The sequence below is a fragment of the Streptomyces sp. NPDC046915 genome (assembly GCF_040644935.1).
Lineage (GTDB): Bacteria > Actinomycetota > Actinomycetes > Streptomycetales > Streptomycetaceae > Streptomyces.
Map to the genome: position 1 here is coordinate 762,760 of NZ_JBEYXB010000001.1, position 25,030 is coordinate 787,789.

The 25,030-nt window shown below is 73.1% G+C and carries 24 protein-coding genes, 1 pseudogene and 1 riboswitch; of the genes and pseudogenes, 11 read left to right on the forward strand and 14 right to left on the reverse strand.

Features of this window, described 5'->3' with window-relative positions; all coding sequences use genetic code 11:
* From ABZ915_RS03385 to ABZ915_RS03400, 4 genes are all read right to left on the reverse strand, one after another.
* Positions 1-1,074 carry a LacI family DNA-binding transcriptional regulator gene (locus tag ABZ915_RS03385; protein ID WP_361794971.1) on the reverse strand — a complete coding sequence of 358 codons (1,074 nt, stop codon included), beginning with the start codon at positions 1,072-1,074 and terminating at the stop codon, positions 1-3.
* A 76-nt stretch (positions 1,075-1,150) separates the two neighbouring features.
* Complete coding sequence (locus tag ABZ915_RS03390; RefSeq protein WP_361794974.1) at positions 1,151-2,398, reverse strand: MFS transporter; 1,248 nt, start codon at positions 2,396-2,398, stop codon at positions 1,151-1,153.
* A gap of 84 nt (positions 2,399-2,482) precedes the next feature.
* A complete protein-coding gene (locus ABZ915_RS03395; RefSeq protein WP_361794977.1) occupies positions 2,483-2,692 on the reverse strand; it encodes a DUF6417 family protein in 210 nt (69 codons plus the stop codon).
* A 68-nt stretch (positions 2,693-2,760) separates the two neighbouring features.
* The gene (locus ABZ915_RS03400) at positions 2,761-3,903 is read right to left on the reverse strand and encodes a low temperature requirement protein A (RefSeq protein WP_361794980.1); all 1,143 of its coding nucleotides are present in this window, start codon (positions 3,901-3,903) and stop codon (positions 2,761-2,763) included.
* A gap of 240 nt (positions 3,904-4,143) precedes the next feature.
* On the opposite strand from ABZ915_RS03400, the gene ABZ915_RS03405 reads away from it, so the two are divergent.
* Positions 4,144-4,722, forward strand: coding sequence for a DNA starvation/stationary phase protection protein (locus ABZ915_RS03405; RefSeq protein ID WP_361794983.1), 579 nt, complete (start codon positions 4,144-4,146; stop codon positions 4,720-4,722).
* A gap of 38 nt (positions 4,723-4,760) precedes the next feature.
* Here ABZ915_RS03405 and ABZ915_RS03410 read toward each other — a convergent pair whose 3' ends face one another.
* Positions 4,761-5,129: a MerR family transcriptional regulator gene (locus ABZ915_RS03410; RefSeq protein ID WP_361794986.1), complete on the reverse strand. Its 369-nt coding sequence runs from the start codon at positions 5,127-5,129 to the stop codon at positions 4,761-4,763.
* A gap of 99 nt (positions 5,130-5,228) precedes the next feature.
* Here ABZ915_RS03410 and ABZ915_RS03415 point away from each other — a divergent pair, with 99 nt between their 5' ends.
* The 3 genes from ABZ915_RS03415 (at position 5,229) to ABZ915_RS03425 (ending at position 6,587) form a co-directional block, all read left to right on the forward strand.
* Entirely contained in the window at positions 5,229-5,663 is a 435-nt protein-coding gene (locus ABZ915_RS03415) for a hypothetical protein (RefSeq protein ID WP_361794989.1), read from the forward strand.
* Positions 5,664-5,765: 102 nt separating this feature from the next.
* Positions 5,766-6,056, forward strand: coding sequence for a DUF3040 domain-containing protein (locus tag ABZ915_RS03420; protein ID WP_361794992.1), 291 nt, complete (start codon positions 5,766-5,768; stop codon positions 6,054-6,056).
* 63 nt (positions 6,057-6,119) lie between these two features.
* Positions 6,120-6,587, forward strand: a complete 468-nt coding sequence (locus ABZ915_RS03425) for a pyridoxamine 5'-phosphate oxidase family protein (protein ID WP_361794995.1) — start codon at positions 6,120-6,122, stop codon at positions 6,585-6,587.
* A gap of 2 nt (positions 6,588-6,589) precedes the next feature.
* On the opposite strand, the gene ABZ915_RS03430 is transcribed toward ABZ915_RS03425, so the two are convergent.
* Entirely contained in the window at positions 6,590-7,537 is a 948-nt protein-coding gene (locus tag ABZ915_RS03430; protein WP_361794998.1) for a DUF1731 domain-containing protein, read from the reverse strand.
* Between the two features lie 95 nt (positions 7,538-7,632).
* On the opposite strand from ABZ915_RS03430, the gene ABZ915_RS03435 reads away from it, so the two are divergent.
* Entirely contained in the window at positions 7,633-8,274 is a 642-nt protein-coding gene (locus tag ABZ915_RS03435; protein ID WP_361795001.1) for a GNAT family N-acetyltransferase, read from the forward strand.
* 45 nt (positions 8,275-8,319) lie between these two features.
* On the opposite strand, the gene ABZ915_RS03440 is transcribed toward ABZ915_RS03435, so the two are convergent.
* From ABZ915_RS03440 to ABZ915_RS03450, 3 genes are all read right to left on the reverse strand, one after another.
* A complete protein-coding gene (locus tag ABZ915_RS03440; protein WP_361795003.1) occupies positions 8,320-9,135 on the reverse strand; it encodes an SAM-dependent methyltransferase in 816 nt (271 codons plus the stop codon).
* Positions 9,136-9,234: 99 nt separating this feature from the next.
* Entirely contained in the window at positions 9,235-9,447 is a 213-nt protein-coding gene (locus ABZ915_RS03445) for a DUF397 domain-containing protein (RefSeq protein WP_361795795.1), read from the reverse strand.
* 25 nt (positions 9,448-9,472) lie between these two features.
* Positions 9,473-10,348 carry a helix-turn-helix transcriptional regulator gene (locus ABZ915_RS03450; protein WP_361795006.1) on the reverse strand — a complete coding sequence of 292 codons (876 nt, stop codon included), beginning with the start codon at positions 10,346-10,348 and terminating at the stop codon, positions 9,473-9,475.
* A 322-nt stretch (positions 10,349-10,670) separates the two neighbouring features.
* On the opposite strand from ABZ915_RS03450, the gene ABZ915_RS03455 reads away from it, so the two are divergent.
* From ABZ915_RS03455 to ABZ915_RS03465, 3 genes are all read left to right on the forward strand, one after another.
* A complete protein-coding gene (locus ABZ915_RS03455) occupies positions 10,671-11,270 on the forward strand; it encodes an ATP-binding protein (protein WP_361795009.1) in 600 nt (199 codons plus the stop codon).
* A gap of 321 nt (positions 11,271-11,591) precedes the next feature.
* Positions 11,592-12,218, forward strand: a complete 627-nt coding sequence (locus ABZ915_RS03460; RefSeq protein WP_361795012.1) for a DedA family protein — start codon at positions 11,592-11,594, stop codon at positions 12,216-12,218.
* 384 nt (positions 12,219-12,602) lie between these two features.
* The gene (locus ABZ915_RS03465; RefSeq protein WP_361795015.1) at positions 12,603-15,071 is read left to right on the forward strand and encodes a Helicase associated domain protein; all 2,469 of its coding nucleotides are present in this window, start codon (positions 12,603-12,605) and stop codon (positions 15,069-15,071) included.
* Positions 15,072-15,153: 82 nt separating this feature from the next.
* Here ABZ915_RS03465 and ABZ915_RS03470 read toward each other — a convergent pair whose 3' ends face one another.
* Both ABZ915_RS03470 and ABZ915_RS03475 read right to left on the reverse strand, forming a co-directional pair.
* Positions 15,154-15,612, reverse strand: coding sequence for an NAD(P)H-dependent oxidoreductase (locus tag ABZ915_RS03470; protein ID WP_361795018.1), 459 nt, complete (start codon positions 15,610-15,612; stop codon positions 15,154-15,156).
* Positions 15,613-15,661: 49 nt separating this feature from the next.
* Entirely contained in the window at positions 15,662-16,987 is a 1,326-nt protein-coding gene (locus ABZ915_RS03475; protein ID WP_361795021.1) for a lipase family protein, read from the reverse strand.
* Positions 16,988-17,224: 237 nt separating this feature from the next.
* Here ABZ915_RS03475 and ABZ915_RS03480 point away from each other — a divergent pair, with 237 nt between their 5' ends.
* Complete coding sequence (locus ABZ915_RS03480) at positions 17,225-17,977, forward strand: lipoprotein (protein WP_361795798.1); 753 nt, start codon at positions 17,225-17,227, stop codon at positions 17,975-17,977.
* Between the two features lie 16 nt (positions 17,978-17,993).
* On the opposite strand, the gene ABZ915_RS03485 is transcribed toward ABZ915_RS03480, so the two are convergent.
* The 3 genes from ABZ915_RS03485 to ABZ915_RS03495 all read right to left on the reverse strand — a co-directional run bounded on the left by ABZ915_RS03485 (position 17,994) and on the right by ABZ915_RS03495 (position 22,068).
* Positions 17,994-18,617, reverse strand: coding sequence for a GNAT family N-acetyltransferase (locus ABZ915_RS03485; protein ID WP_361795024.1), 624 nt, complete (start codon positions 18,615-18,617; stop codon positions 17,994-17,996).
* Positions 18,618-18,730: 113 nt separating this feature from the next.
* Positions 18,731-20,749, reverse strand: a complete 2,019-nt coding sequence (locus ABZ915_RS03490; protein ID WP_361795801.1) for a DUF1996 domain-containing protein — start codon at positions 20,747-20,749, stop codon at positions 18,731-18,733.
* A gap of 251 nt (positions 20,750-21,000) precedes the next feature.
* Positions 21,001-22,068: a hypothetical protein gene (locus ABZ915_RS03495; RefSeq protein WP_361795027.1), complete on the reverse strand. Its 1,068-nt coding sequence runs from the start codon at positions 22,066-22,068 to the stop codon at positions 21,001-21,003.
* 143 nt (positions 22,069-22,211) lie between these two features.
* Between ABZ915_RS03495 and ABZ915_RS03500 the strand changes: the two genes are divergently transcribed.
* Positions 22,212-23,441, forward strand: coding sequence for a SpoIIE family protein phosphatase (locus ABZ915_RS03500; RefSeq protein ID WP_361795030.1), 1,230 nt, complete (start codon positions 22,212-22,214; stop codon positions 23,439-23,441).
* Between the two features lie 193 nt (positions 23,442-23,634).
* Positions 23,635-23,805: riboswitch (cyclic di-AMP (ydaO/yuaA leader) on the forward strand.
* 8 nt (positions 23,806-23,813) lie between these two features.
* Positions 23,814-25,030: pseudogene (locus ABZ915_RS03505) on the forward strand (hypothetical protein); the annotation flags it as partial.

The window sequence follows — 25,030 nt, forward strand, 5'->3', positions numbered from 1 at the left end:
TCATTCCCCGGGTGCCGGGCCCGTGCTGCGGCGGACGATGAGTTCGACGGGGACGACGGGGTCGACGGGGGCGGAGCGGGGCCCGGTGGTGCCTTCGAGGCGGTCGAGGAGGAGGCGCAGGGAGCGGGTGCCGATCTCGGCGAAGTCGGTGCGCACGGTGGTCAGCGGGGGCAGCAGGTGGGCGGCCTCGGGGATGTCGTCGTAGCCGACCACGCTGACCTCGTCGGGGACCGGCCGCCCGGCCTCGTGGAAGGCGCGCAGCACGCCCAGGGCCATCTGGTCGTTGGAGGCGAAGACGGCCGTGACGTCGGCGTGTGCGGCCAGCCGGCGGCCCAGTTCGTACCCGGAGTCGGCGCTCCAGTCCCCGAAGAGCGGCTCGGGGACGTGCGCCCCCGCCGCCCGCAGGGTCGTCCGCCAGCTGTCGGCGCGCGCGTCGGCGGACGTCCAGCCGGCCGGGCCCGCGATGTGCCGGACGGTGCGGTGGCCGAGGCCCAGGAGGTGCTCGGTGGCCAGGCGGGCCCCGTTCATGGAGTCCGCGGTGATCAGGGGCGTGCCGTCGCCGAGGTCGTTCTCCAGCACCACGAGAGGGGTGTCGAGGTGTGCCTCCGCCAGGGCACGGCCGATCCGGCGCTGCGGGGCGATGGCGATCACACCGTCGGCGCCCTCGGCCGAGAGACGGTCGGCGGCACGGACCACCGTGTCCCGGTCGGCCGTGTCGAGGGCGATGGAGCTGACGAGGTAACCGGCGTCCTGCGCCGCGGAGTTGATCGCGGTCAGGATGGAGGCGGGCCCGAACCGCGCCGCGTCGAAGGAGATCACGCCGAGCATCCGGGTCCTGCCGCTGGCCAGCGAGCGGGCGCTGCGGCTGGGCCGGTAACCGAGCGAGCGCATGGCGGCCTGTACGGCCTCGCGGGTCTCGGGGCGGACGGCCGGGTTGTCGTTGATCACCCGGGACACGGTCTGCTTGGAGACGCCCGCCAGCCGCGCCACGTCGTCCATCACGGGCCGTGCGCCGGCGAAGTTGCGCCGGCTGCGCCGCGGGGGGACCGGGCTGTCGGCGGTGCTGCGGGGCATGACGGGTCGCTTCCTCGGGGCCGGTCCCGGCGGTCCTTCCCGCCCGGCGGATCCACAGGATAGGCCGGGGAGCCGCTCAGGTACTCGAACCGGTCGGGGCGGCCGCACCCCGGGCCGGGACCGCGCCCCGGGTCCGTGTGCCGTGGATCAGCCACAGCGTGGCGGCCAGGCACAGGGCGGAGAGCGCGCAGAGCAGCAGCGGCACCGCGCGGATCCCGGACCACTCGATGGCCTTGCCCAGCAGCGGGCCCGCCGCCACCCCGCCCACCATGGAGGCGGCGATGACCAGCGCGCCCGCCCGGCGGACCCGGGGGGCCGCCCGGTGCAGCCACGGCAGACCGGTGGGGAAGATCGGCGCGATGAACAGGCCGACCCCCGCGTAGGCGTAGGGCGCGAGCCCGGGTACGGCGGCCAGCAGCAGGCACACGGTCATTCCCGCACAGGAGACGGTGATGAGCGACTGGGCCGTGCAGCGCAGCGCGAGCGGTGCGACGAGGAACCGGCCGACGGTCATCATCAGCCAGTACACCGAGGTGGCGGTCGCGGCGGCCCCGGCACCGTAGCCGACGGTCTCCAGATGGGTGGGCTCCCAGCCGCCGACACCCGCCTCGATGCCCACGTGGAGGACGTAGAGCGCGACGAACACGGCGAGCACCGACGCCAGACTGCGGGCCAGGACGGGCCCGCCGCCGGGCTCCCCCGCCGCGCCGGCCGGCTGGGGCGCCCGGTCGCGTACGCCCTTCAGGCACAGCAGCAGCGGCAGGTTGGCGAGCGCGAAACCGAGGAAGACGGCCGGGTAGTGCTCCGCGCCGACCGCGCCGATCAGCGCGGGGCCGAGGATCGCGCCGATGCCGAAGTGCGCGTTGAGGACGTTCAGCATCGCGGTGGAACGGTGCCCGAAGCCGACCGCGAAGAGCTGGTTGAGGCCGTAGTCGATGCCGCCGAAGCCGAGTCCGGCCAGCAGCGCCGCGGCGAGCGCGGCGGGCCAGTTCGGCGCGAGCGCGAAACAGGCCGCGCCGAGCGCCATCAGCAGGTGGGAGGCGGCGAGGATCCGCCGGTTGCCGATCCGGCCGTACAGCCGGTCGAAGAGCAGCACCCCGCTCACCCCGCCGACGAAGTGGGCGCTCAGCCCGAGACCGGCGGCCGAGGGGCTGAGCCCGAACTCCCGGCGGAAGGCCGGGATGGCGGGGCCGTAGAGGGCCTGGAGCGCGCCGATGAGGACGAAGCCCACGCAGGAGGCGACGACGGCGGCCGGGCTGAAGACGGGGGCGTCCGCGACCGCGCGGGCACGGGTGCGGGGCGGTCGGGTGGTCGGCTCGGTCACGCCGCCGAGTGTTACCGGTAACAATGCACGCGTCAAGGCCCCGGCGCACCGCCGGTTCGATCGCTGCCGCGCCGACGCCGCCGGTCAGTTCGGCGACGGGATGCGGGCGGCGATCTCACGCGCCACGCGATGGGCCTGCGGTGACACGGGCGGGCCGCCCCGCGCCGTGCCCGCCTGTAGCAGGTCCAGCAGGTCGTGCGCCTCCTCCTGGTGCAGCTCCGCCAGCCGCCCGGCGGTTCTGCCCCCGGGCACGAAGCCGATCTCGTCCAGGTCTGGGGGGTCGTAGCCGTCCATGACGGGGCAACGTACCCGGTACGGGCCGGGTCACGCAGCCTTGACCGGCCGTACGTCCTCTCCGCGCGTCAGCGTGGCCCGGCCGGTGTCGACGTCACGGCGACCAGCGTCGCCAGCAGGGCGCCCGCGACGAGGGCGGGGGCCGGGGACCAGGCGGCCGGCAGCAGGGCGGCCGCGGTGACGGGGTACGGGAGCCACTCGGCGGCCCTCTTGTGGTGGGGGCGCAGATGCACGGCCCACACCGTGACCAGGAAGACGGCCGCCGGTACGGTGACCGCCGCTCCGGCGGCCGGGGCCGACGCGCCGGTGTGCCGCGTCACATGGTCGGCGTACGCGGCCAGGCCCGCCCCCTCGGCGGTCGCCGCGGCGAAGACCAGGTAGTGGCCGTAGGCCCAGGGGAACCTCCTGCGGTCGGCCTGGTGCGTCGTGGCGAGCAGCGTGCGCGCGGGGCGGGCGAAGTACAGCCACCACAGGGCGTAGGCGATGAGCAGGCCACCGGCCGCCACCGCGGCGAGGGCGCCGCTGCCGTGGTGCCGGCCGAAGGCACTGCGGACGGCGACGGTGGCGGCGGCGACGGACTCGCCGAGCACGATGAGGGTGAACAGTTCGTAGCGCTCGGCGATGTGGTGCGGATGCCAGGGAGTCATCCCGGCGGACTGCGCCCACACGGGCACGCAGAGCTCGGCGGCGATCAGCACGCCGATGCCGGGCAGTCGCAACGAGGGCGGGACACCGAGCAGGCCCACCCAGCCGAGCTGGCACACCGTCACTCCCACGGCGAAGCGCAGCCCCGTCCGGCGGCGGACGGGGTCGGACACCGCCGCCCGGAGCCACAGGGCGGCCAGGGTGGTCCGCAGGACGACGTACCCGAGTGTGACGATCCGCAGGTCGCCGTCCTGGAACGCCCGGCCCACGCCGGCCGCGAGGACGAGTGAGCCGGTGATCTGGGCGAGCACCGTCAGCCGGTACGGCACGTCGTCGGGGTCGTAGGCGGAGGCGAACCAGGTGAAGTTCATCCACGCCCACCAGATGGTGAAGAAGACCAGCGCGAAGCGCAGGGCACCGGTGGCGTACTCCCCGTGGGTGAGCGCCGTGCGCAGGCTCGCGGACGCCTGGGCCACCGCGATGACGAAGCACAGGTCGAAGAAGAGTTCCAGTGGGGTGGCGGACCGGTGCGGTTCGCCGGGGTCCCGGCCCCGCATGGTGCTCATGCCTCTCCTCGCTGCGCCGGTACTCCCCGGGCGTCGGCCGTTCCGCCGAGGCTAGGGCGGCCGGCGGCCGGTCCCTTGTCCGACGGCGCACCGGTATGTGCCCGAGAGCGCACGGCCGGTGCGGTGCGGCGAGGGTGTGCACGGGCGGGCAGCACGGCGTGCGCTGCCGGACAACACCGTGCCCGCACGGGGCCTTGGCGTCCCCGGGTACGCACCACACGGCACCGCAGGAGGCGGAACATGACCACCAGCTCCCGGCCCGGGACCGGCAGCCAGCCGTGGCTGCACCAGAAGGGCGAGGTGATCCAGGATTTCGGGACCGTCAAGCAGTTCCCCGTCGGCCTGTCCCACGAGGCGCGGATGTACTCCTGCCAGCGTCTGAACAAGGTGCTGGCGGACACGCAGATCCTCCACGGCCTCTACAAGAAGCACCACTGGCTGATGCGCGGCGCGACCTTCTACCAGCTGCACCTGGTGCTGGACAAGCACGCGGGGGAACAGCTCGAGATCGTCGACACCGTCGCCGAACGCGTCCAGTCGCTGGGCGGGGTCGCGGTCGGCGACCCCCGGCACGTCGCCGAGATCACCTCGATCCCCCGGCCGCCGGACGGGGTGGAGGAGGTCCCGGCCATGCTCTCGCGGCTGCTGGAGGCCCACGAGAGCATCCTCGTCGACGCCCACGACGCCGCGGCGCGGGCCGCCGAGCTGGGTGACGACGGCACCAACGACCTGCTGGTGTCACAGGTGATCAGGACCGGCGAGCTGCACGCGTGGTTCCTGGCCGAGCACCTGGTCGACACCCCGTTGGTCCGTGCCTGACCGGAACCGCGCTCGCGCCCGCCCGGCCCGGCGGCCGGTCAGCCGGACTGACCGGCCGCCGCCCGCAACGGGCATCCCGTGCCGACACGCTCCGCCAACTCCGACCGCAGGGCCACGAGTTCGGCCATACGGGCATCGACGATCCGGATCTTCTCCTCGAGCAGCGCGGACAGGGCCGCCGCGGAGTCCGGGGCGTGGAGCAGTTCCTCGCCGTGCCGTGCGATCTCCGCCAGGGAGAAGCCCAGGGTCCGCGCGGTGCGGACGTAGTCCAGCCAGGGCACCGTCTCGGGCGGGAAGTCGCGGTAGCCGTTGGGCAGTCGCCGGCCCCTGACCAGGCCGGCCTTCTCGTAGAACCGGATGCCGTCCCTGGTCATACCGGCCCGCTCGGCCAGCTCTCCGATCAACATGACACCCCGTCAGTTCACCTGTGCGGACTTGACCTTGGACCCTACTCCACTGTTTAGCGTGACGGGCGTCGCTGTCGTGCAACCACCAGGAGCAGCACCGTGATCCGTCTCCCCGGCCCGTCCCACCCCTCCTACGCGCGAGTCGTCCGCGCCAGTGCCCGGTACGACCTCGTCGTCACCGCCGGATTCGCGACGCCCTGGACGTACGCCCTGGTGCACCGCGCGCTGTCGTCGCTGGGCGGCACGCTGCGACTCGGGTCCCTGCCGGCCCTGGATCCCATGCAGACGCTGTACGCGAACCTGATGGGTTCGGTCGTGGTCGTCTGGGCCCTGCTGCGCCTCTTCCGGCCGCTGCCGGCGCACGGGCTGTACGACGGTGTGGCCCGCGTGCTGTTCGCGACGTGGCAGGCGTACGCGCTCGCCCAGGGGGCCACGCGGCTGCTGTGGCCGTTCCTCGTCGTCGAGATCTCCTTCGGCATCGCCCAGCTCCTGCCGTGGGCGCGCCACGGAGGGCTCGAGGAGAGCAGGGCGTGAGCGGGTGGCGCGCGATCGATCGCCGGCGGGCGAGCGGGGTGGGGTCGGACAGCCCGCGTCCGGATGGGTATCGGATGGCGCTCTGGGGGAACCCGGTGCGCCATGAACGACCGGAGCCACTCGGATGACGTCGAACTCACCACCCACGAACTGCTGGCCCTGTTCCGCATCGAGGCGGAGCTGCGCCGTGACCGTCGCCTCGCCCGCCGGATGGGCGCCTCGCACCGTCGGGTGTGGCTGCCCCTGACGGCCGCGCTCCTGATGTGCGCGTCCATCACTCTGGGCGTCCTCGGCTTCCGTACCTCGGACCCGGCGCTGGTGTGGGGGTTCGCCGTGATCTGGCCGCTCACCCTGCTCGCGGCCTTCCGGCTGCTGTGCCGCGCGTCCAGGTAGGTCCGGGGCCGTAGGACCATCGCCCGAGGCGGCGCGACCCCGCGGTCGGTACCGTCACCGGGTATGAAGATCACCGAGGAGCCGCGGGACGCCGCTCGGCGTCGGCGTGACGTGCTCGCGAAGCTGCGCACCCGCACGGACACCTGGGTCGCCACATCCGGCGCGGACGGTCAGCCGTGCCTGGTCCCGTTGTGGTTCCTGTGGGACGGGGCCGCCCTGTGGCTGTCGACCAGGATCACCAGTCCGACGGGACGCAATCTGCGCGACACCGGCCGGGCTCGTCTCGCGCTCGGCGACACGCAGGACGTCGTCCTGATCGACGCCGCGGTGCGGACCTTCACGGCTCAGGAGGTGCCGGCCGTCGCCGCGGACGCCTTCGCGGAGCGGTGGGGCTGGGACCCGCGCCAGGATCACCCCTCCTACGCGTACTTCGAGGCGCTGCCGCGGGCGATCCAGGCCTGGAACGGCGTGCACGAGCTCAAGGGGCGGCACGTGATGCGCGACGGGGAGTGGGCCGCCCCGCCGCCGTGACGTCAGGGGCGGCGGTCGCGCACCCGTCGTACGAGGTCGGCGGCGGCCCCCGGCCACTGCGGGTGATCGAAGGCGAAACCCGCCTCCTGAAGGCGGCCCGGGACGACGCGCCGGCTCTTGAGCAGCAGTTCGGTGTCCGAGCGCAGCACGAGGGCGCCGATCTCCGCCATCCACGCGGTGGCGGGCAGGCCGACCGGCATGCCCCAGGCCTTGCGCAGCGTGCGCATGAAGGTGCGCTGCGGCAGGGGGGCGGGGGCGGCCAGGTTCACGGGTCCGGCGAGGCCGTCCCGGCCGGCCAGGAACTCGACGGCGCGCACGAAGTCGCGGTCGTGGATCCAGGACACGTACTGGGCGCCCCCGGCGACCGGTCCGCCGAGACCGAGACGTGCCAGCCGCAGCAGGACGTCCAGTACACCGCCCCGGTCGGGGCTCATCACCATCGCGGAGCGCAGGGCGACCTTGCGGGTGTGCGGGGTGTCGGCCCGCTCCTGTTCGCGCTCCCAGGCCTTGGCGATGTCGACGCTGTACGCCCAGTAGCCGGGCACGTCCGGTTCGGCGCCGCCGATGACACCGGTCGCCTCGTCGTTGGGCGCGTCGAAGCGATGGGCGTAGACGGTGGCGGTGCTCATCTGGAGCCAGACGCGGGGCGGCCGGGCCGCGGCGGAGATGGCCTCGCCGACGACCCGGGCGGATTCCACCCGTGAGTCCATCATGGCTTTCAGGTTGACCGGGGTGTAGCGGCAACTGACGCTGCGTCCGGCCAGGTTCACCACGACGTCGCTGCCGTCGACCGCCTCGGCCCAGGGGCCGAGGGTCCGCCCGTCCCAGGCGAGTTCACCCGGGCCGGCCGGCCGTCTGCTGAGCACCACCACCTCGTGACCGGCCGCGGTCAGCGCGCGCTTCAGGACCGTACCCACCTGTCCGGTGCCTCCGGGCAGCACGAACCTCATCGGGACCTCCCCCTCCGTCACTGGACACGACCCTAGCCCAGAGTTGAACATGTTCAAAACGATGTCCGGAGGAACGACGAGGAAAGAGAGGCGACATGGGCCCGACCCTGGCTGGCATCCTGGACGCGGCCGCGCAGGGGCGCTTTCCGCCGCCCGACGGCGGTACGACCGTGGTGCCGCAGGCCGGCCACCGCGACGCGGGGGTGCTCGCCTTCACCGCGCACTCGGTCGTGTTCACCGACGAGGAGCCCCGGTGGGTGTACGACACCCTGGCCGCCCTCGACTGCGACGCGCTGGCGGCCACGATGAACCCCCGGTTCCTCGCGGCGTTCCTGGACCGCACCGGCCGGTCGACGGACACCGTCGACCTGCTCACCGTGGCGAGCGCCCTGCCCGGTGAACCACCGCTGGAGCTGCATGAGTTGACGGATCCCGAGCACCCCCGGGTGGCCGGCTCCCGAAAGCGCCGGGACGACGTCCGGGTCTGGGCGGCGAGAGGCGGGGTGGTCGTCCTCGGCCGGGGCGTGGCCGGCCGCTGGGAGACGGCGGTCGAGGTCGACGAGGACGTACGCCACCGCGGCCTGGGCCGGGCCCTGGCCACGGCCGCACGGCATCTGGTGCCGGACGGGCGGCCGGTGTGGTCGCAGCAGGCGGCGGGAAACGCCCGCAGCGTGCGCGCCTTTCAGGCGGCCGGATACCGGCCGGTGGGTGCCGAGGCACTGCTCATCGCGCTCTAGGCGCAACTGCCGCGGGGCCGGGGCGGCACCCCGGCCCCGCCGCGGTCACGGCTTGCGGGCGACCGCTCCGTACATCGCGATGTCCTCGTCGCGGATGTCCTGCTCGCCCGTGCCGTCCGGGTGCCACTTGTGCACCTGGACGATGCCGGGTTCGACCAGTTCCAGACCGTCGAAGAACGCGTGGGCCTCGTCGATGGTGCGCAGCCGCATCGGCATGTTGCGGGCCGCGTACTCGCGGGCGACGCGGCCCACCTCCTCGGGCGCGAACTCCGCGGTGCCGATGGACATCGCCAGGTAGCTGCCCGAGGGCAGCGGCTCCAGCAGGCGGCGCACGACACCGACCGCGTCGTCCGCGTCGAGCATGAAGTGCACGATGGCGATCACCGTGAGGGCGACCGGCTTGCCGAGGTCGAGGGTCTCGCGCAGCTCGGGGGCGTCCAGGATGGCCGCCGGGTCACGGAAGTCGGCCTCGATGTACGACGTCCTGCCCTCGGGCGCGCTGGACAGCAGGCCCTGGGAGAGGGTGAGGACGATGGGGTCGTTGTCGACGTAGACCACCCGGGACTCGGGAGCCACCGACTGGACGATCTCGTGCAGGTTCGGGGAGGTGGGAATGCCGGTGCCGATGTCGAGGAACTGGCGCATGCCCGCCTCCTCGGCCAGCCAGCGCACCGCGCGGTTCATCCAGTCGCGGTTGGCCCGCATGTGGATGGGGAGGGCGGGCCACTCCCGGGACATGGCGTCGCCGGCCTCCCTGTCGGCGGGGTAGTAGTCCTTGCCGCCCAGGATGTAGTCGTAGATCCGGGCGGAGTGGGCGTTCTCGGTGTCGATGCGGTCGGCCGGCCATCCGTTGTCGGGCAACGCCGTGTCTCCCATTCGGGTCGGGGGGAAGTCATAAGGATCCGAAGCGGATCCATGATCCAGGAGAATCGGGGCAACGCTCAGCAGAACAAGGGGAGTTCACAGGAGAAAGTCCGCGTCACCCGCCTTCACGCCGGTCAGGAAGTCCGTCATCTCGCGCGGGGTGAAGACCAGCGCGGGCCCGTCCGGGTCGGTCGACTGACGTACGGCGACTCGTCCGTCGGCGAGTCTCTTCACTTCCACGCAGGCGCCTCCGGCGTCGTCGCTCCACGGCTTGGTCCAGCCGCGTGCGCCCAGGTCCCGGGACGGCATGCCGTTGCGTACGGGGTGGTGCACCTCAGATCTCCTTGCGAATCGAACCGAGGATGGCCTCGGTCTTCCTGGCGGGCGCCGCCTGGGCGCCCAGCCGGTCCAGGGCCTCGCGGTACACCACGACGTCGTCCGACTTGTCGAGGTAGACGGCGCCGACCAGTCCGTTGAGGTAGACGATGTCGGGCAGTTCGGGGGCCCTGAACCGGAAGAGGTGGTACGCGCCCGCCCGCATCGCCGGGTGCGGTCCGTTGGCGAACGGCATGATCTGGAGGGTCACCTGGGGCAGCCGGTTGACCTCGATCAGGTGGTCGATCTGCGCGCGCATCACACCGGCGCCGCCGACCGGCCAGCGCAGCACGGTCTCGTCCATCACCACCCACAGCCTCGGCGGCGCCTGACGCGACAGCAGCTCCTGGCGGCGCATGCGCAGCGCGACCCGGCGCTCCGTGGCCTGGCCGGAGGCGTGCGGGTTGCCCGCGCCCAGCAGGGCGTGCGCGTACTCCGTGGTCTGCAACAGCCCGTGGACGAACTGGTTCTCGTAGGCGCGGATCTGCAACGCCGCCTGCTCCAGGCTGAGATACGCGGCGAACCAGTCCGGCATCACATCGCGGTAGGTGTGCCACCAGCCGCGTTTGTTGGCCTCGCGGACCGACTGGAGGAAGGTGTCGATCTCCTGCCGGTCCGTCACGCCGTAGGTCTGGAGCAGCTTCTCGGCGTCCGCCAGCCTGAGCCGGGCGACCTTGGCGGCCTCCATCCGGCGGATCGTGGAGTGGCTGAGCCCGATCGCCGCGCCCGCCTGCTCGTAGGTGAGGCCGGCCCGGGTCCGCAACTCCTCCAACTGCCTGCCGAGGATCATGCGCAGGACGGAAGGCGCGCCACCCCAGTCGGTCTCCGCGGTCACGCCTTACCCCCTCACACCGTCGGTTGCAGGGTCACCGTCTCACGCGATCGTTCGGCAGGCTCATTCGATCACCGATTGCCGGAAGCAGCATGCACGTGACTACTTGCAAATTTCAACTTGCCGGTTGCGAGCCGTTGTTGGCAGGTGTCACAGTGGACTCACTGCTCCGGCCCATGAAGGAGCAGGCGGAGCAGCCCAGTTGGGGGAGACCGGGTTGTGATCGGGCGTCCCGTGCCCAGGTCACCGTCTGCGTCCCGAAGGGGCCGGTGGACGCGACAACAGCACACCCCCCACGACGCGAGCCGGACGAAAGGCGATGGCGATGCCCCCGCCCTCCCTCCCCCAGCCCCTGCACCGACTGCCCGGCGCCGAACCACTGGAGCCGCTCTCCCCGGACGGGCGTCCCCACCGGCCGTCGGAGGCAGTGCGCTCCACCCGACCACCCGGAGGCGAGCACACCGGTCGACTCCCTGGGCCCGAGGGCCCCGACCGGCTCGCCTCCGGGGCCGAACCACCCCGCCGGACGCGCGCGTTCGTCTTTCCGGCGGCCCCCGCCTCGGTGGCCCCGGCGCGTGCGGGCGTACGCGAGACGCTCACCGCCTGGGGCATCGACGGGGACGCGGCCGACAGTGCCGTCCTGATCACCTCCGAGCTCGTCACCAACGCGCTCACGCACTCCGCGAGCGAGCGGATCGTGTGCCGGCTGCTCGCCACCCCCGGGCGGCTGCGCATCGAGGTCGAGGACCAGAACCGCGGGTCCTTACGTCCCGTGCCCCGGCAGGCGGGTCCCGACGACCAGAGCGGCCGCGGGCTGATGCTGGTCGAGGCGCTGAGCAGCGACTGGGGCGTGGCGGGCCTCGCCCACAGGTACGGGCGCGCCGTCTGGGCCGAGCTGACGACCGGCCCGCCCGCCATCCCCTGATCAACCGGCCCCAGGGCTCCTCCCCCGCCCTGTGGCCGCACCGGCCCATCCCCCACTCGGCCGAAGGACACCTGCCTGATGATCCGACCGCACATCCCCCTCCCCCACCACTCCCGCTCCGATCTCCTCCCCACCCCTCCGGCTCAGCCCCGCGTCCGCGTGGCCGACCCGTCCTGGACCCGTACCCGCCCCAGGCCCGGCGGCCCGGACCACCCGCAGCGGCGCCCGGGGGCCGCGTCCTAGCCGTCCCCACGCCACGGGCTCCGCTTCCGCCCCGTGACCGTGCGTCAGGGCGTTCCGGCGGCGACGTACGGTGGAGGCATGGCCCCTCCGCTTCCGGGTCCGCTGGCCCATCTGGAACCGCTGCTCGGCCACTACGGGTACTGGGCCGTCGGTGCCGTGGTCTTCGTGGAGGACTTCGGGGTCCCCGCGCCGGGCGAGACGATGCTGATCGCCGCGGGGGTGTACGCCGGGGCGGGGCGGCTCAACATCGTGGCCGTGGCGGTCATCGCGTTCACCGCGGCCGTGCTCGGGGACAACGTGGGCTATCTGATCGGCCGGTCCGGCGGCCGTGCCCTCGTGCACCGGTGGGGCCGGTACGTGTTCCTCACACCGAAGCGCTTCCACGCGGCCGAGGAGTTCTTCACCCGGCACGGCGGCGAGATCGTCACCGTCGCCCGGTTCGTCGAGGGGCTGCGGCAGGCCAACGGCATTGTCGCGGGCACCACCGGCATGCCCTGGCGGCGCTTCCTGGCCTTCAACGCGCTCGGCGCGGCGCTGTGGGTCGGCCTGTGGGCGACCCTCGCCTACCTGGCGGGCGGCCACATCGACGCGATCTACGAGGAGATCACCCGCTACCAGCTCTACGCGCTCCTCGCCCTGGCCCTCCTGGCCGCCGCGTTCCTCACCCGCCACCTGCTGCGCCGCCGACGCCGACGCCGGGCCTGAAACCGTCCGCTCCGGCACGATCCGCCGGGCGGACGCCCGCACGGCGGCTGTCGCCCCAGGCCGAACCCCCGGCCTCGTCGCTCCTCGCCCTCGTCACTCCTCGCCCCCGGCAGGCCGCCGGCCGGCGCCGGCGCCCGGCACGAAACCGGGCTCTGCGGCACGATCCGCCGTGCGGACACCGGCACGGTGACTGTCGGCTCACGCCGAACCCCGGCCTCGTCACTGCTCGCCCCCGGCACGCCGCCCGCCACGTACCTCGCCCCGCCTGCTGCGCCGCCGCGCCGGCGTCAGCGCCCGTCCGGTGCGGAAGGGTGTGCCGGGTCCCGGGCCTTCGCGCGTGATCCGCCGGGCCGGTGCCGACGTGGGCGGCGCTATCGTCGTCCCGTGAGACTCCGTCCCCACCAGCGTGAGGCCGTGGATGCCGTGGTGCGCGCGCTCCAGTCGCCGGCCGGCGCGGCCCTGCCGCCGCGGGGGCTGCGCACCCAGGTCGTCATGGCCACGGGGTCCGGCAAGACCCTCGTGGCGGTCCGCGGCGCCGAGGAACTGCGCGCTGGCCGGGTGCTGGTGCTGGTGCCGTCGCTGGACCTGCTCGCGCAGACCGAGGGCGCCTGGCGGGCGGGCGGCCGGACGGGGCCGATGATCGGGGTGTCCTCGCTGCGCGGGGACCAGGCCGCGTTCCCCAACACCACCGACGCGGGCGAGCTGGTCGCCTGGGTGCGGCCCTTCGACCGGGTCACCGTCTTCGCCACGTACGCCTCGCTCGGCCTCGGCACCCTGGAGCGGGCGCACGCGGCCGGGCTGCCGGGCTGGGACCTGATCGTCGTGGACGAGGCCCACCGGACCTCGGGACGGATCGGCAAGCCGTGGGCGGTGGTGCACGACAACGCCCGGATCCCGGCGTTGCGGCGGCTGTACATGACCGCCACCCCCCGCCTGTGGCAGCCCGACGAGGAGACGGGACAGGGCGCGCCCGGCGAACTCGTCGCGTCCATGGACGACGACCCGGACGGCCCCTTCGGCGCCCGCTGCCACACCCTCACCCTGTCGGAGGCGATCGACCGCGGGATCTGCGCGCCCTACCAGGTGGTGTGCGTCGACGTCACCGACACCCAGTTGCAGGCCGCGCAGCTGCTCGGCATCGAGGGCCGTACGGACGAGATGCGGGGCGCGCGGCTCGCCGCGTTGCAGGCCGCGCTGCTGAAGGCGGCGCGGGAGGAGGGGCTGAGGCGCACGCTGGTCTTCCACCACCTGGTGCGGGAGGCGGAGGCCTTCGCGGCCGGGCTGGGCGAGGTCGCGGGACGGCTGCACGCGGCCGAACCCCGGCGGTATCCGCGGGCGGTCTGGGCCGACTGGCTGTGCGGCGACCATCCGCCCCCGCACCGGCGCCGGGTCCTGGACACGTTCGCCCGGCCAAAGGCCGCCGACGGGACCCGGGTGCGCAGGGCGTTCCTCAGTTCGGTGCGGGTCCTCGGGGAGGGCGTCGACACCCGGCACTGCGACTCGGTGTACTTCGCCGACGTACGCGGCTCCATGCCGGACCTCGTCCAGGCGGTGGGGCGGGCCCTGCGCATCCGGCCCGGTGAGGGCAAGACGGCGTCGCTGGTGGTGCCGGTGCTGCTCGGGCCGGGCGAGACACCGGACACCATGCTCAGCAGCAGGGCGTACGCGGGGCTGGCCCGGCTGCTGGAGGCGCTGCGCGCCCATGACGCGCGCATCGTGGAGCGGCTCGCCGAACCGCAGGCGCCGAGCCGGGCCGCCAAGGGCCGCACCGTCGCCGAGGAGGAGCACGCCGAGCCGGGCCTCGCGGGTGTGAGCGCCCCGGCCCGGGCACTGCTGAAGTTCTCCACCCCGCGCGACCCGGCGCAGCTGGCCGCGTTCGTCGAGCTGCGGGTGATCAACCCCGAGCACGCGCACTGGCGGCGCGGTGTCGAGGCCGCCGCGCTGTACGCCCGTGTCCACGGCGGTCTGCGGGTGCCGTTCACCTTCCGGGTGCCGGAGGGGGAGGCGGCCGAGGACGACGACTGGCCCGCCGCGCTCGCGGGGTTCCCGCTCGGGCAGTGGATCGCCGACGCGCGCCGCTTCCACGCGCGCGGCTCCCTCGACGCCGACCGGGTCCGGCAGTTGGAACGGCTCGGCATGGTCTGGTCGCACTTCGACGTCGCCTGGGACGAGGGCCTCGCGGCGGCCCGCGGCTGGGCCGCCGAGCACGGCCACCTCCTCGCCCCGCACGACGCCGTCCACCAGGGCTGCAAGGTCGGTATCTGGCTGAAGAACCAGCGGGCCGCGGCCCGCAGGGCGGCGGAGGACCCGGCGGCCGAAGCGGCGCCCGGCGCGCTGTCGGAGGAGCGCCGGGAGCAGTTGGAGGAGATCGACCCCGCGTGGTGTCCGGCCTGGCCGGTGGAGTGGCAGCGCCGCTTCCACCTCACCCGGCTGCACCTCGCGGAGGGCGGCCGGCTGCCCCTGGCGCCGGGTGAGGCCGTACGCCAGGGCGAGGACCTCGGCCGGTGGGTCCGCGCGCAGCGGCTGGGCTGGGCCGGGCTGACGGCCGGGCAGCAGTGGCTGTGCGAGCACGTGCTGGGCATCGAGCCCGCCGCCGAGGAGGAACGCCCCCGGCCGCGTGTCTCCCACGCCGCCACATGGACGGTCAGCCTTGCCGCCGCCACGCAGTTCTACCGGCGCGAGGGCCATCTGATCGTGCCCCGCAGACACGTCGAGACCGTCGTCCTGCCCGACGGCGGACAGGAGCGCCCGGTCAGGCTGGGCGCCTGGATCAGCAACCAGCGTTCCCGCGCCGCCACGCTGGCCCCCGAACGGGTCGCGCAGCTGTCCGGCATCGGGATGCGCTGGGCGTAGGGCGGTCGTCGCGGCCGGCGGTTCGCTCCGGTCGCCGGGGTCTGCGCCCGCGGCGGCACGCGGGGCGCGGCCCGGGTGCGGGTCAGGACTGGTCCATCAGCCCCGCGGCGATCGTCGCGCCGAGTTCCCAGCAGGCCTCGACGTCGGCCTTGGCGGGCTCGCCGGTGACGGTGACCGGGTCGGCCGCCCGCCGCCAGCCCAGGCCCGTCGTGATCGTGTCGATCGCGCGGAGCGCGCCGGTGACGTCGCTGCCGCCGTGTACGTAGGTGCCGAAGGGGCGGCCGCGCGTCTCGTCCAGGCACGGGTAGTAGACCTGGTCGAAGAAGTGCTTCAGCGCCCCGGAGATGTAGCCGAGGTTCGCGGGCGTGCCGAGCAGGTATCCGTCGGCGGCGAGCACGTCGGACGCGGTGGCGGCGAGCGCGGCGCGGCGGACCACTCGGACCCCCTCGATCTCCGGGGCCGTCGCCCCGGAGACGACGGCCTCGAAGAGGGCCTGGCAGTTGGGCGAGGGCGTGTGGTGGACGATCAGCAAGGTGGGCACACCCGCACCCTGCCCCGGCCCGCCGTCCGCCCGCAAGGCCGCTCACCCGTCAGGGCTGTACGGGCAGACTCCAGCAGTTGGAGAGGGTGGGCCTGCCGGAGAGGCGGTCGGTCAGCCAGGAGAGCGCGTCGCCCTGGTCGACGAGCAGCGGGCCGAGGTGGTTGAGCAGACCGCTGCCCGTGCCGGGCACGGCGAGCGGCGCGTAGGTGACGTCGCCACCCGCACGGCACCAGTCGACGGCGAGCCGGCGTGCCTGCGCGTGCGGTACCAGGTTGTCGTTGATGCCGGTCGCCACCCGGACCGGCCCCGCGGGCTTGGTGCGGCCGATGCGCTGGTCGTCCAGGAAGGCGCTCAGCACGGGCTCGGACCGGATGATGTCGCCGAGCGACGTGCCGTCCTTCGTCCAGGCCGTGCTGTGCGCGGAGCCGTAGGCGAACAGTGCGTCGCCGACGCACATGGTGGACAGGTCGGCGAGCGCGGCCTTGCCCGCCGCGTTCAGATGGGCCTCGGCGATCGGTTTCAGGGCCGGGTCGGACTGGAGGAAGCCGTTGACCGCCCAGCCCAGCGCGCCGGCCAGGTCGCTGCCGTCGATGGCCTCGGTGACCTCGGTCAGGTCGGCGGGCGGCGCACCCGCGTAGGTGCCGGCGAGGACGACGTCGGACGCGTAGGAGGGCTGGAGTTCGGCGGCCGCCGCGGTCGCGCCGCCGCCCTGGCTGTAGCCGTACAGGCCGACGCGCGAGCCCGCGGTGACCGAGGAACCGGTGAGCCCACGGGCGGCGCGTACGGCGTCCAGCACGGCGTGGGCCCCGTCGACGCGGTTGACGTAGGTGTGCAGCCGGTCCGTCGCGCCCAGGCCGACGTAGTCGGTGACGACCACGGCGACGCCCTCGGCCAGCAGTCGGTAGATCGACAGGTCCTCGTAACCGACCGACACCGTCCGGCCGTTGAGCTGGAGCGGATGTTCCAGGCCGAGGGAGGCGGCACACTGGTCGCCCTGCCCCATCGTGCCGGGGGCGACGGCGACGAGCGGGCGTGCTCCCCCGCCCTTCCAGCCGGCGGCGGGTTCGATGTAGGCGCCGGTGACGGCGACCGGATCGCCGCCGGAGTCGGTGGACTTGTACATCAGGCGGGTCGCCCGGCCCGGCAGCGGGCCGGGGATGCCGGGCAGACTCAGCGCGAGCGGCAGCGGTTCGCTGCGGATCAGGGCGCCGTCGGCCGCGGGCAGCGTGGCGGGCGGGTCGTAGAAGGCGGGGATCGTGACGCCGCGGGACACCACGGTGTCCGACGCGGCGGCGGGTACGGCCGGCAGGGCCTGCGCGCCGAGACAGGCGGCGGCTGTGACGGCGAGGGCCAGTAGACGGGTTCGGGCGGGCATGGCGGACCTCCTGAGTGGGGTGAGGAGGAGCTGTCGTTCCGAAGCGACTGGGCGGAACCGTACGTCAGAGGGTGTTACCGGCGGTAGCATCTGGGATGTTACGGTTCAGTAAGGTGACCGACCGTCAACGATTGTCCGATCCGGCGGTGGCTCCCCGTAATCGCCTACGCCGCTGTCAGTGCCCTCGGTTACAGTGAGCGACCTGGACAGGGGGGGGATACGGCGGTGCGCGTCGAGGTGGGGGCCGTGCGGGGCAGAGTGGTTCAGATGCTGGTGCTGGCGGCGGTGTTGGGGGGCTGCGCGGGCTCGCCCGACGGGGACGATCCGAAGTCGTCCTCGAGCGCGTCGGCGGCGAGCCGGGGCAGCGGAGCGGCGGGCACGGCCGCCAGGGCCGGCGGCAGCATAGGCGCGTCCGGTTCGGCCTGTGAGCTGCCCGTCACCTTCGACATCGCGGAGGACTGGAAGGCCGAGGCGGTCGACGCGGGAACGTCCGCGAACGCCTCCGGCGACTCCGGCGGCTCGGGCGGCTCGGGCGGCTCGGGCGGCTCGGGCGGCTCGGGCGGCTCGGGCGGCTCCGGCGGGGACGACGAGCCGAGCGGCGACCTCACCGACGCGCTGCTCCGCCAGGGCCCGGTCACCCTCGCCTGCGAGGTCGATGCGAAGCCGGCCGGGAACATCGGCTTCCTGCGCGTGTGGAAGGGCAAGCCGGGCGGCGCGGACGCACGTGCCGTGCTGCGGGCCTTCGTGGCGGCGGAGGACAACACGAGCAAGGAGAAGTACCGCGCCTTCAAGGCCGGCGGTGTCTCCGGCGTCGAGGTCGAGTACGTCTACACCAGCAAGCTCCTCGACGAGTCCAAGAAGGAGAGCGCGCTGGCCGTCACCACCGAGGACGGCCCGGTGGTCCTGCACCTCGGCGGGATGGACAGCGAGGAGCACGAGGAGATGCTCCCGGCGTACGAACTGGCGAAGCGGACCCTGCGCATCGCCTGAGCCCGGCGCCCGGCCGTCACAGCGGGCGGGTGGACCGGCCCAGGTAGGTGAGGGGACCGGGGTCCGGCACCGGTATCACCTCGAAGCCGAGGCGGTCGTAGAACGCGCGGGCGGCGGTGTTCGCGGTCACCATGCCCAGATGGACGGCCGGAACTCCGCGCTCGCGCAACGCGGAGAACAGGGCGTCCATCAGCCGGCGCCCGTGGCCGCGCCGCTGCCATCGCGGCAGCAGGTCGATGTGCAGGTGCGCGGGATGGCCGGTCAGTTCCGGCAGCAGCATCCGCTCGGGCCGGTGCAGCAGTGACACCATCTCCTCGCTCGGCGTGCGCGGCGCCGCCGATGTTCTGGGGTAGCGGTCGGCCACTCGGGGGATCCAGCTGTCACGGAAGGCCTCGACGAACTTTCCCGTGTCCGCCGTACCGACGACGTATCCCACCGGCCGCCCCTGCCCGTCGTCCAGGACGAAGGCGAGCTCCGGCTCCAGGAAGCAGTAGGGCTCGACGAAGAGAGTCGGCATCAGGCGCTGGTCCGGATACAGGGCCCGCGAGTCACCGCCGTTGTGGGCGGTGCGGACGCAGACGTCGGCGACGGCGGCGCGGTCGGAGGGGCGGTACGGGCGCAGGTGGGGGCTGGAGTCCATGAACGGCATCCTGGCGCCATGGGAGCGCTCCCACAACCCCATTCGCATGGGCATCCGGGGACTTCGCACCCCCGGATGCCCGGCTCAGCGGTCCGGCCTCGGCCGGACGGACGTCACCTCGCGGAGCGCCCGCCGCGGCGCAGCACTACGAAGCCCGCGATCAGGAGCACCGCGCCGAGCGCGCCGGGCCACAGGTGTGCCCCCGTCTCGGCGAGGCCGCCCTGGACGGCCTGCGGTTCGGTCTGCGGTTCGGTCTGGGCTCCGGTCTGCGGTGCCGTCTGTCCGGCGGTGCCGGACGGCGCCGGCTCAGCGGAGGCCGACGACTCGGCGGAGGCCGACGGCTCGGTGGACGGGGTGGACCGGCCAGCGCCGCCGTGGTGCGAGCCGTGCCGGGGCGGGGCCGCCGCGGGGTTCCGGGTGGACGACGTCGTCGTGAAGACCCGGGGTGCCTTGGTGGTGGGGGCCGGGGCGGAGGCCGTAGCGGGCTCGTTCGCCGGCTGCGTGCTCGGCGCCTCGGAGGACGGTGCTTCGGAGGCCGGCGCCTCGGAGGACGGCTGCTCCGTCGGCGGCTGCTTCGAAGGCTGCTGCTCGGAAGGCTGCTCCGTGGGCTGCGCTCCGCCGCCGTTGCCCGGGGTGGCCTGGCCGCCGTCGCCGGGTGAGGCGTCGGCGCTCGGCGACGGTGTGCCGCCGGACTCCCCGCCCGCGCCGCATGTACGGCCCGAGTTGATGCAGTCGACCATCTCCCGCATCAGACCCTCGTCGAAGACGTTGATGAAGTCGCCGTGGTCCGTGACCGGCTTGTGCTGCTGTTCCGGGAAGGAGTCGACCGCGAACAGCGGATGCGTCCGGCCGCCGTCCTGAAGGCTCGGCGCCGTGACGTCGTACACGATGCGCTGCACGAGTTGCGGGATGGCCTGGAAGCCGTTCGGGCACGTGCCCTCGGCGTCGGCGAACGCCACGTGGGTGCGGTGGTTGGCGCTGTCGATGTTCCGGCCGTCCCAGCAGCTCTGGAACCGGAAGGTGCGCACCACGTCGCTGCCGGACGGGCACAGCGGGTACTTGTCCTTCAGCTGCCGGTCCTCGTAACCGGTGCAGCTCCAGGAGGCGTTGGCGTTCGCGGGGCCGTTGACGAAGGCCTTGGCGTCCCCGGTGATGATGCGCAGCAGACGCGGCATGGCCGTGACCTTGCCACGAGGGCTGCCCTCGAAGGTCAGCGTGACGTCCTTCGCCGTGACGATCTGACCGGCGTTGCCCTCGGTTCCGCCGCCGGCGGCGTCCGCGTCGCGTTCCTTGGTGCCGTTCTGGAGGCGCAGCACCGGCCAGTAGTACGTGGACTTGTCACCCTGGTCCACGCAGCTGGTGTCGCCCTTGGCGAGGTCCTCGTCGCTGGCGAAGGCGTTGTTGGCCTGGTTGCCGATGTAGTCGTGGAAGTGGTGGGCACCGTTGGTGACACCGGGGGCGACGATCACGTTGTCGGAGTTGAACAGGCCGTTCGCGTTGACGCCACAGCTGGAGCTGAAGGTGCCGCGCGAGGCGTCGGCCTGCGGGGCCGGGGTCCGCACGTTGGGCTGGACGGTGGTGATGTCCGTGTAGTCGGCGGCCACGGGGCCGTTGCCGCCCTGGCCTGAGCCGCCGTTGCCGTTCTGGCCGTTGCCGTTCTGGTTCTGGGTGCCGCTGTTCTGGCCGCCCTGGGTCTGGTCGCCGCTGCCCGGGGTGCCGCCCTGCCCGGCGGGCGGGCGCAGGGTGCACGCGGCCATGTCCTCCAGCCCCTGCGGGCGGTCGCCGACACGGTCGATGGCGGTGGCGATGCGCTCGATGGCCGCGCTCCGCTTCTCCTTGAGCGGGTTCATGATCGTGCCGTCGGCGGAACCGGGGTCCTGCCTGACGGCCTGCGCGGACGCCTGGAGTTGCTGGTAGGCGGCGGACACCTGCTGGTCCAGCAGGGCGAGTTCGCGGTCGACATCCGCCCTGGCGTCATCCGGCACGGAGGTCAGGCGGCTGCCGACGTCCGGGCAGTCGATGGTGGCCGCCCCCGAGCCCCAGCCACCCGCCTGGAGCACCCGGGCGTTCGTGCCGTCCTCGGTCGCCGACGCGTAGACGTTCGCCGCGACCAGTCCACCCCCGCCCAGCATCAGGGCGACCGCGGCGAAGGTCGCCCGCCGTGCGCCTGTCGGCCGTCTGCGCCTGTTGCGTCCCACAGAACCACTCCCACACCTCGTGGCCGGCCCGGCATGGCAAGCCCCCGTCCCATACGGAGCCGGACGCAGGTGTGTTCAAGTGCCGCACGGATTCATCGTGAACTCACAGGAAACCCAGGTCACGCAGAGCCGGTCCGGTAAGACTCACGGCCGGTCCCGTACGGCTCACAGCGGGTCCGTACGGCTCACAGCCGGTCCGGCGCCGGACCGGGGTTGGCGGCGGCCGGCCGGCTTCCGGGACCCTTGACCCTGTCCAGCAGGGACTGGCCCTGCCGGTCGACCGCGCGCGTGACGGACTCCTGAAGAATGCCGAACGCGAAGGCCCAGGCCACGATCTGCGTCGAGGTGTTCAGGCTCGTCAGGCCGGGGAAGAATTCACCGCTCATCAGCAGTAGCCCGGCAGCCGCCACCAGGGCGCCGACAGGAAGCCGAAGGACGATCAGCCCGGTCGCCACGTGATACGGCCCCGAGGTACCCCTGACGTCTCGCAGCGACACCGCGCCCGCTATGGCCGCCGCGCACATACCGATGAATTCGAGAAAGAAGACACTCCCCGATGTCGGTGCGTCCCCGAGAGGGCAGGCCATCACCGCATCGGGGCCGGTGGCGTTCTTGTCCGGCGGGAAACAGAATCGCTGGGCCACGGCGAGATCCAGCGCCGCCCAGACGCCCAGACCGACCGCCATCACTCCCAATGCGCCGGCGGCGACGACCACGATCCGGATAAAGCTGCGAACCCTGGCCCTTTCCGCTTCCTCGGCCTGATAGGCGGAGTGCAGCGTAATGGCGGCCAGTTCTCTCAGCTCCCCGGCGGGTGCTTTCTCGGCGGCTTCCAGATGCTGGAGGCACACATCGTCCTTCGGCAGGTGGAGTCTCGCGTGCGACAGCACGTACAGCCGCTTGTTCGGGAGTTCCTCGTCCGGGGCTATGCGCAGCAGAGCCACCTCGGCCTCGTGCATGTTGGCCAGGGCCCGGTCCGCCGAGGCACCCGACATCCGCCAGAACCAGCCCTTGACCCCCCGGCGCCGCAACGCGTTCCGGGCCGCCTCGAGATGCGTTCTTATTTTCTTCACGACCTCGATATCGGGCGCGGATATACCCCCCGGAGCCGCTTCGCGCATTTTCAGAAATTTATTGAGCTGCCCTTGGAGATGCGCAACATGGGCATTTGTTCGTTGAAACCAAGACGATCCTGCGAATGCGACATCCCTGTCACCGTCCACGGCGGAAGATTCGTTGCCCACGTCCACCATGAGTGAAGCCTCCTCGGCAGGATCCCCTTTTTCCAGTTGACACCTCCCGCAGCAGGGGCGGCAACCGCTCCCGCCCCCACCGCCCACGCTACGGTTTCGTGGGAAACTGAGCCCGTACCGGTGGTCGGATTGGGCGGCGGGCCATGGCGGATACGGAGATCGACTACGCGGCGGTGTTCCAGGCGCTGCCGGGCATGGTCGCCCTGCTGACGCCGGACCTGGTGTACGCGGAGGCGAACGAGGAGTTCCTGCGCATGGCCGGGCGCAGCCGCGAGGAGGTGGTGGGCCATCACCTGTTCGAGGTTTTCCCGGACAATCCCCACGACAACGGCGCCACGGGCATGCGGAATCTGGACGCCTCCCTGCGCCGGGTGCTGGACACCGGCGAGCGCGACACGATGGCTCTCCAACGGTACGACGTCGAGTTCCCCGACCGGCCCGGACACTGGGAGGAGCGCTACTGGAGCCCGGTGAACGCGCCGGTGCTGGGACCGGACGGGACGGTGGTGCTGCTGGTGCACCGCGTCGAGGAGGTGACGGAGCTGATCCGGGCCCGAAGCGGCACGGACAGCGACCGGACGCAGGTGCTGGAGGCCGAACTGTACCGGCGCGCACGGGAGTTGCAGGAGCTGAACGAGCGACTGCGCCGGGCCCAGGCCCGTGACCGGAAGGTGGCACTCGCCCTCCAGGAGGCGATGCTCCCCACCCGACGGTGGGTGGGAGACCACCGGGCCGCCGTCCGCTACCGGCCCGCGGTGAGCGCGCTGAACGTGTGCGGGGACTGGTACGACCTGGTCGACCGGGGCGGCGGCGACTGCATCGGCGTCTCGGTCGGTGACGTGGTCGGGCACGGTCTGCAGGCCGCGTGCGTGATGGGGCAGCTGCGCAGCGCGCTGAGCGCCGCCTGCCGCGTCGCCGACGGCCCCGCGCAGGCCCTGAACGCCCTGGGGGAGTACGCCCACGTACTCGACGGCGCGGAGTCGGCGACGGCGGTGACGACGTTCATCGACTTCGAGCGGCGCACCCTGATGTACAGCAGCGCCGGCCACCCGCCGCCCGCACTGGTCCATCGCGACGGCACCGTGGAGTTCCTCGACCGGGCCACCGACACGCCGCTGGACGCCCTGCCCGACCCCCGGCCCCGGCCCGAGGCACACACCGGGTTCACCGAAGGGGCCCTGCTCGTCCTGTACACCGACGGCCTGATCGAGCGGCGCCGCGAGGACATAGACGTCGGGCTGGCACGCCTCGCCGACACCCTCGGCCGGCACCGGGACGCGGACCCGGAGGACCTCGCCGACGCCGTGCTGCGGGAGTTGCTCCCGAGGGAGGGTGCGACCGACGACACCGCGCTCGTCATCATGCGGTTGTGAGGCGTCATCATGCGACGGTGGGGCGGGATTTCGCGCGCCACTCCGGGCACCTTCACCGGATGGTCACGAGCGTCAGGATGAATATCACAATTACGTATCGGACATTCCGCGCTTCAACCTTCACACCAGCCACACAAGTTGGCTAAGTTGGCGTCCAGACCGCACGGCTCCCCCCGGCGAACCCCGCCGGGCCGCGCGGCCTCCGCCGAATCCGGTGTCCCCGCGGGGCAACGGAGCCGGGGACCCGACCGACTTGGGGTGAATCGGCCCGACCGCCCGACGGGGCAGGGCCGTAGGGCATGCCTTCCACCATCGACCGCCCGAACCCGCCAGCTAACCCGGTAGGCGGAGCACGGAAGGAGTACGTCCCCCATGGCGCGCGAAAGCCGCGACGAGGTTCGGCAGCGAATCGACAGCCTTTACGACCAGACCGAGAGCGCCACGGGGAATTTCAACGCGACCCGCTCGTCATCGGCGGGAACGCCCGGTCGTGGTGTGCGCCTCCGCAGGTCGGACAGGGGGACCGATTCCGGTCTGGACAACATCGCCCAGCAGTGGATGACCGGGGCCCGCTCCAAACTCGGCCCCACCTCGCCCGCCGTGCTCCCGGCGGACCGGCCTTCACAGCGCTCGACCAGCCCCGCCGGTCTGGACAACATCGCCCGGCAGTGGATGACGGGGGCCCGCTCCAAACTGGGCCCCTCCGTTCCCGCCGTACTGCCCTCGGACCGGTCGTCGCAGCGCCCGGCCTCATGGCGCCCCGACGTCCCGATCCCGAAGGAGCTGCTGGAAGCGGCCGAGCGCATCCTGCCCGAGCTGACCGCCGGGCCCTCCGGGCAGGCGGGCGGACGCGCCGTGCCGGAGCTGACGGCTCGCCCCAGGGCGGAGCTGACCGCCGGGCCCGTCGCCGCGCTGCCCGCCGCGCCGGAGCCGCGGCAGGCGGCTCCCCTGGCGCTGCCCGCGGCCGAGCCGCGGCGGTCCTCGCCGCTGGCCTCGAAGGAGAAGAACCAGAAGAAGCTCGCCGCGGCCCGGGACCTCCTCTCCCGCCGGATCGCCCAACCGGGCGCGCCCGCACCCCAAGCGGCGGCCGAGCCCGTGGCTCCCGCCCCTCAGGCCTGGCGTGGCGACCCCGAGCAGGCCCTTCAGCCCGCGGAGCAGGAGTGGCTGCGCCAGCAGTGGTCCGGACTCAGTGGGGGCTTGTCCGCCATGGGTGGGGCGACGGCCCGCAGAGGTGCGCCGGCCGGGACGGGCGCGATGGCCGGGGCCGGCATGGCGACCGCCCAGAGCGCGACGCCCATGACCGGCACCGGAACCTTCAGCGTCCCCAACCCGCTGACGGACAGCGGCGCTTTCAGCGTCCCCAACCCCGTCGCGAACACCGGGACCTTCAGCGTTCCCAACCCGCTGACGGACAGCGGCGCTTTCAGCGTCCCCAACCCCGTCGCGAACACCGGGACCTTCAGCGTTCCCAACCCCCTCACAGACAGCGGGGCCTTCAGCGTCCCCAACCCCGTCGCGAACACCGGGACCTTCAGCGTTCCCAACCCCCTCACAGACAGCGGGGCCTTCAGCGTCCCCAACCCCGTCGC

Coding starts and splice junctions, on each gene's coding strand:
- ABZ915_RS03385 (WP_361794971.1), bottom strand. CDS start 1,074: ATGCCCCGCAGCACCGCCGACAGCCCGGTCCCCCCGCGGCGCAGCCGG.
- ABZ915_RS03395 (WP_361794977.1), bottom strand. CDS start 2,692: ATGGACGGCTACGACCCCCCAGACCTGGACGAGATCGGCTTCGTGCCC.
- ABZ915_RS03400 (WP_361794980.1), bottom strand. CDS start 3,903: ATGAGCACCATGCGGGGCCGGGACCCCGGCGAACCGCACCGGTCCGCC.
- ABZ915_RS03405 (WP_361794983.1), top strand. CDS start 4,144: ATGACCACCAGCTCCCGGCCCGGGACCGGCAGCCAGCCGTGGCTGCAC.
- ABZ915_RS03410 (WP_361794986.1), bottom strand. CDS start 5,129: ATGTTGATCGGAGAGCTGGCCGAGCGGGCCGGTATGACCAGGGACGGC.
- ABZ915_RS03420 (WP_361794992.1), top strand. CDS start 5,766: ATGAACGACCGGAGCCACTCGGATGACGTCGAACTCACCACCCACGAA.
- ABZ915_RS03425 (WP_361794995.1), top strand. CDS start 6,120: ATGAAGATCACCGAGGAGCCGCGGGACGCCGCTCGGCGTCGGCGTGAC.
- ABZ915_RS03430 (WP_361794998.1), bottom strand. CDS start 7,537: ATGAGGTTCGTGCTGCCCGGAGGCACCGGACAGGTGGGTACGGTCCTG.
- ABZ915_RS03435 (WP_361795001.1), top strand. CDS start 7,633: ATGGGCCCGACCCTGGCTGGCATCCTGGACGCGGCCGCGCAGGGGCGC.
- ABZ915_RS03445 (WP_361795795.1), bottom strand. CDS start 9,447: ATGCCGTCCCGGGACCTGGGCGCACGCGGCTGGACCAAGCCGTGGAGC.
- ABZ915_RS03455 (WP_361795009.1), top strand. CDS start 10,671: ATGCCCCCGCCCTCCCTCCCCCAGCCCCTGCACCGACTGCCCGGCGCC.
- ABZ915_RS03460 (WP_361795012.1), top strand. CDS start 11,592: ATGGCCCCTCCGCTTCCGGGTCCGCTGGCCCATCTGGAACCGCTGCTC.
- ABZ915_RS03475 (WP_361795021.1), bottom strand. CDS start 16,987: ATGCCCGCCCGAACCCGTCTACTGGCCCTCGCCGTCACAGCCGCCGCC.
- ABZ915_RS03485 (WP_361795024.1), bottom strand. CDS start 18,617: ATGGACTCCAGCCCCCACCTGCGCCCGTACCGCCCCTCCGACCGCGCC.
- ABZ915_RS03490 (WP_361795801.1), bottom strand. CDS start 20,749: ATGCTGGGCGGGGGTGGACTGGTCGCGGCGAACGTCTACGCGTCGGCG.
- ABZ915_RS03495 (WP_361795027.1), bottom strand. CDS start 22,068: ATGGTGGACGTGGGCAACGAATCTTCCGCCGTGGACGGTGACAGGGAT.
- ABZ915_RS03500 (WP_361795030.1), top strand. CDS start 22,212: ATGGCGGATACGGAGATCGACTACGCGGCGGTGTTCCAGGCGCTGCCG.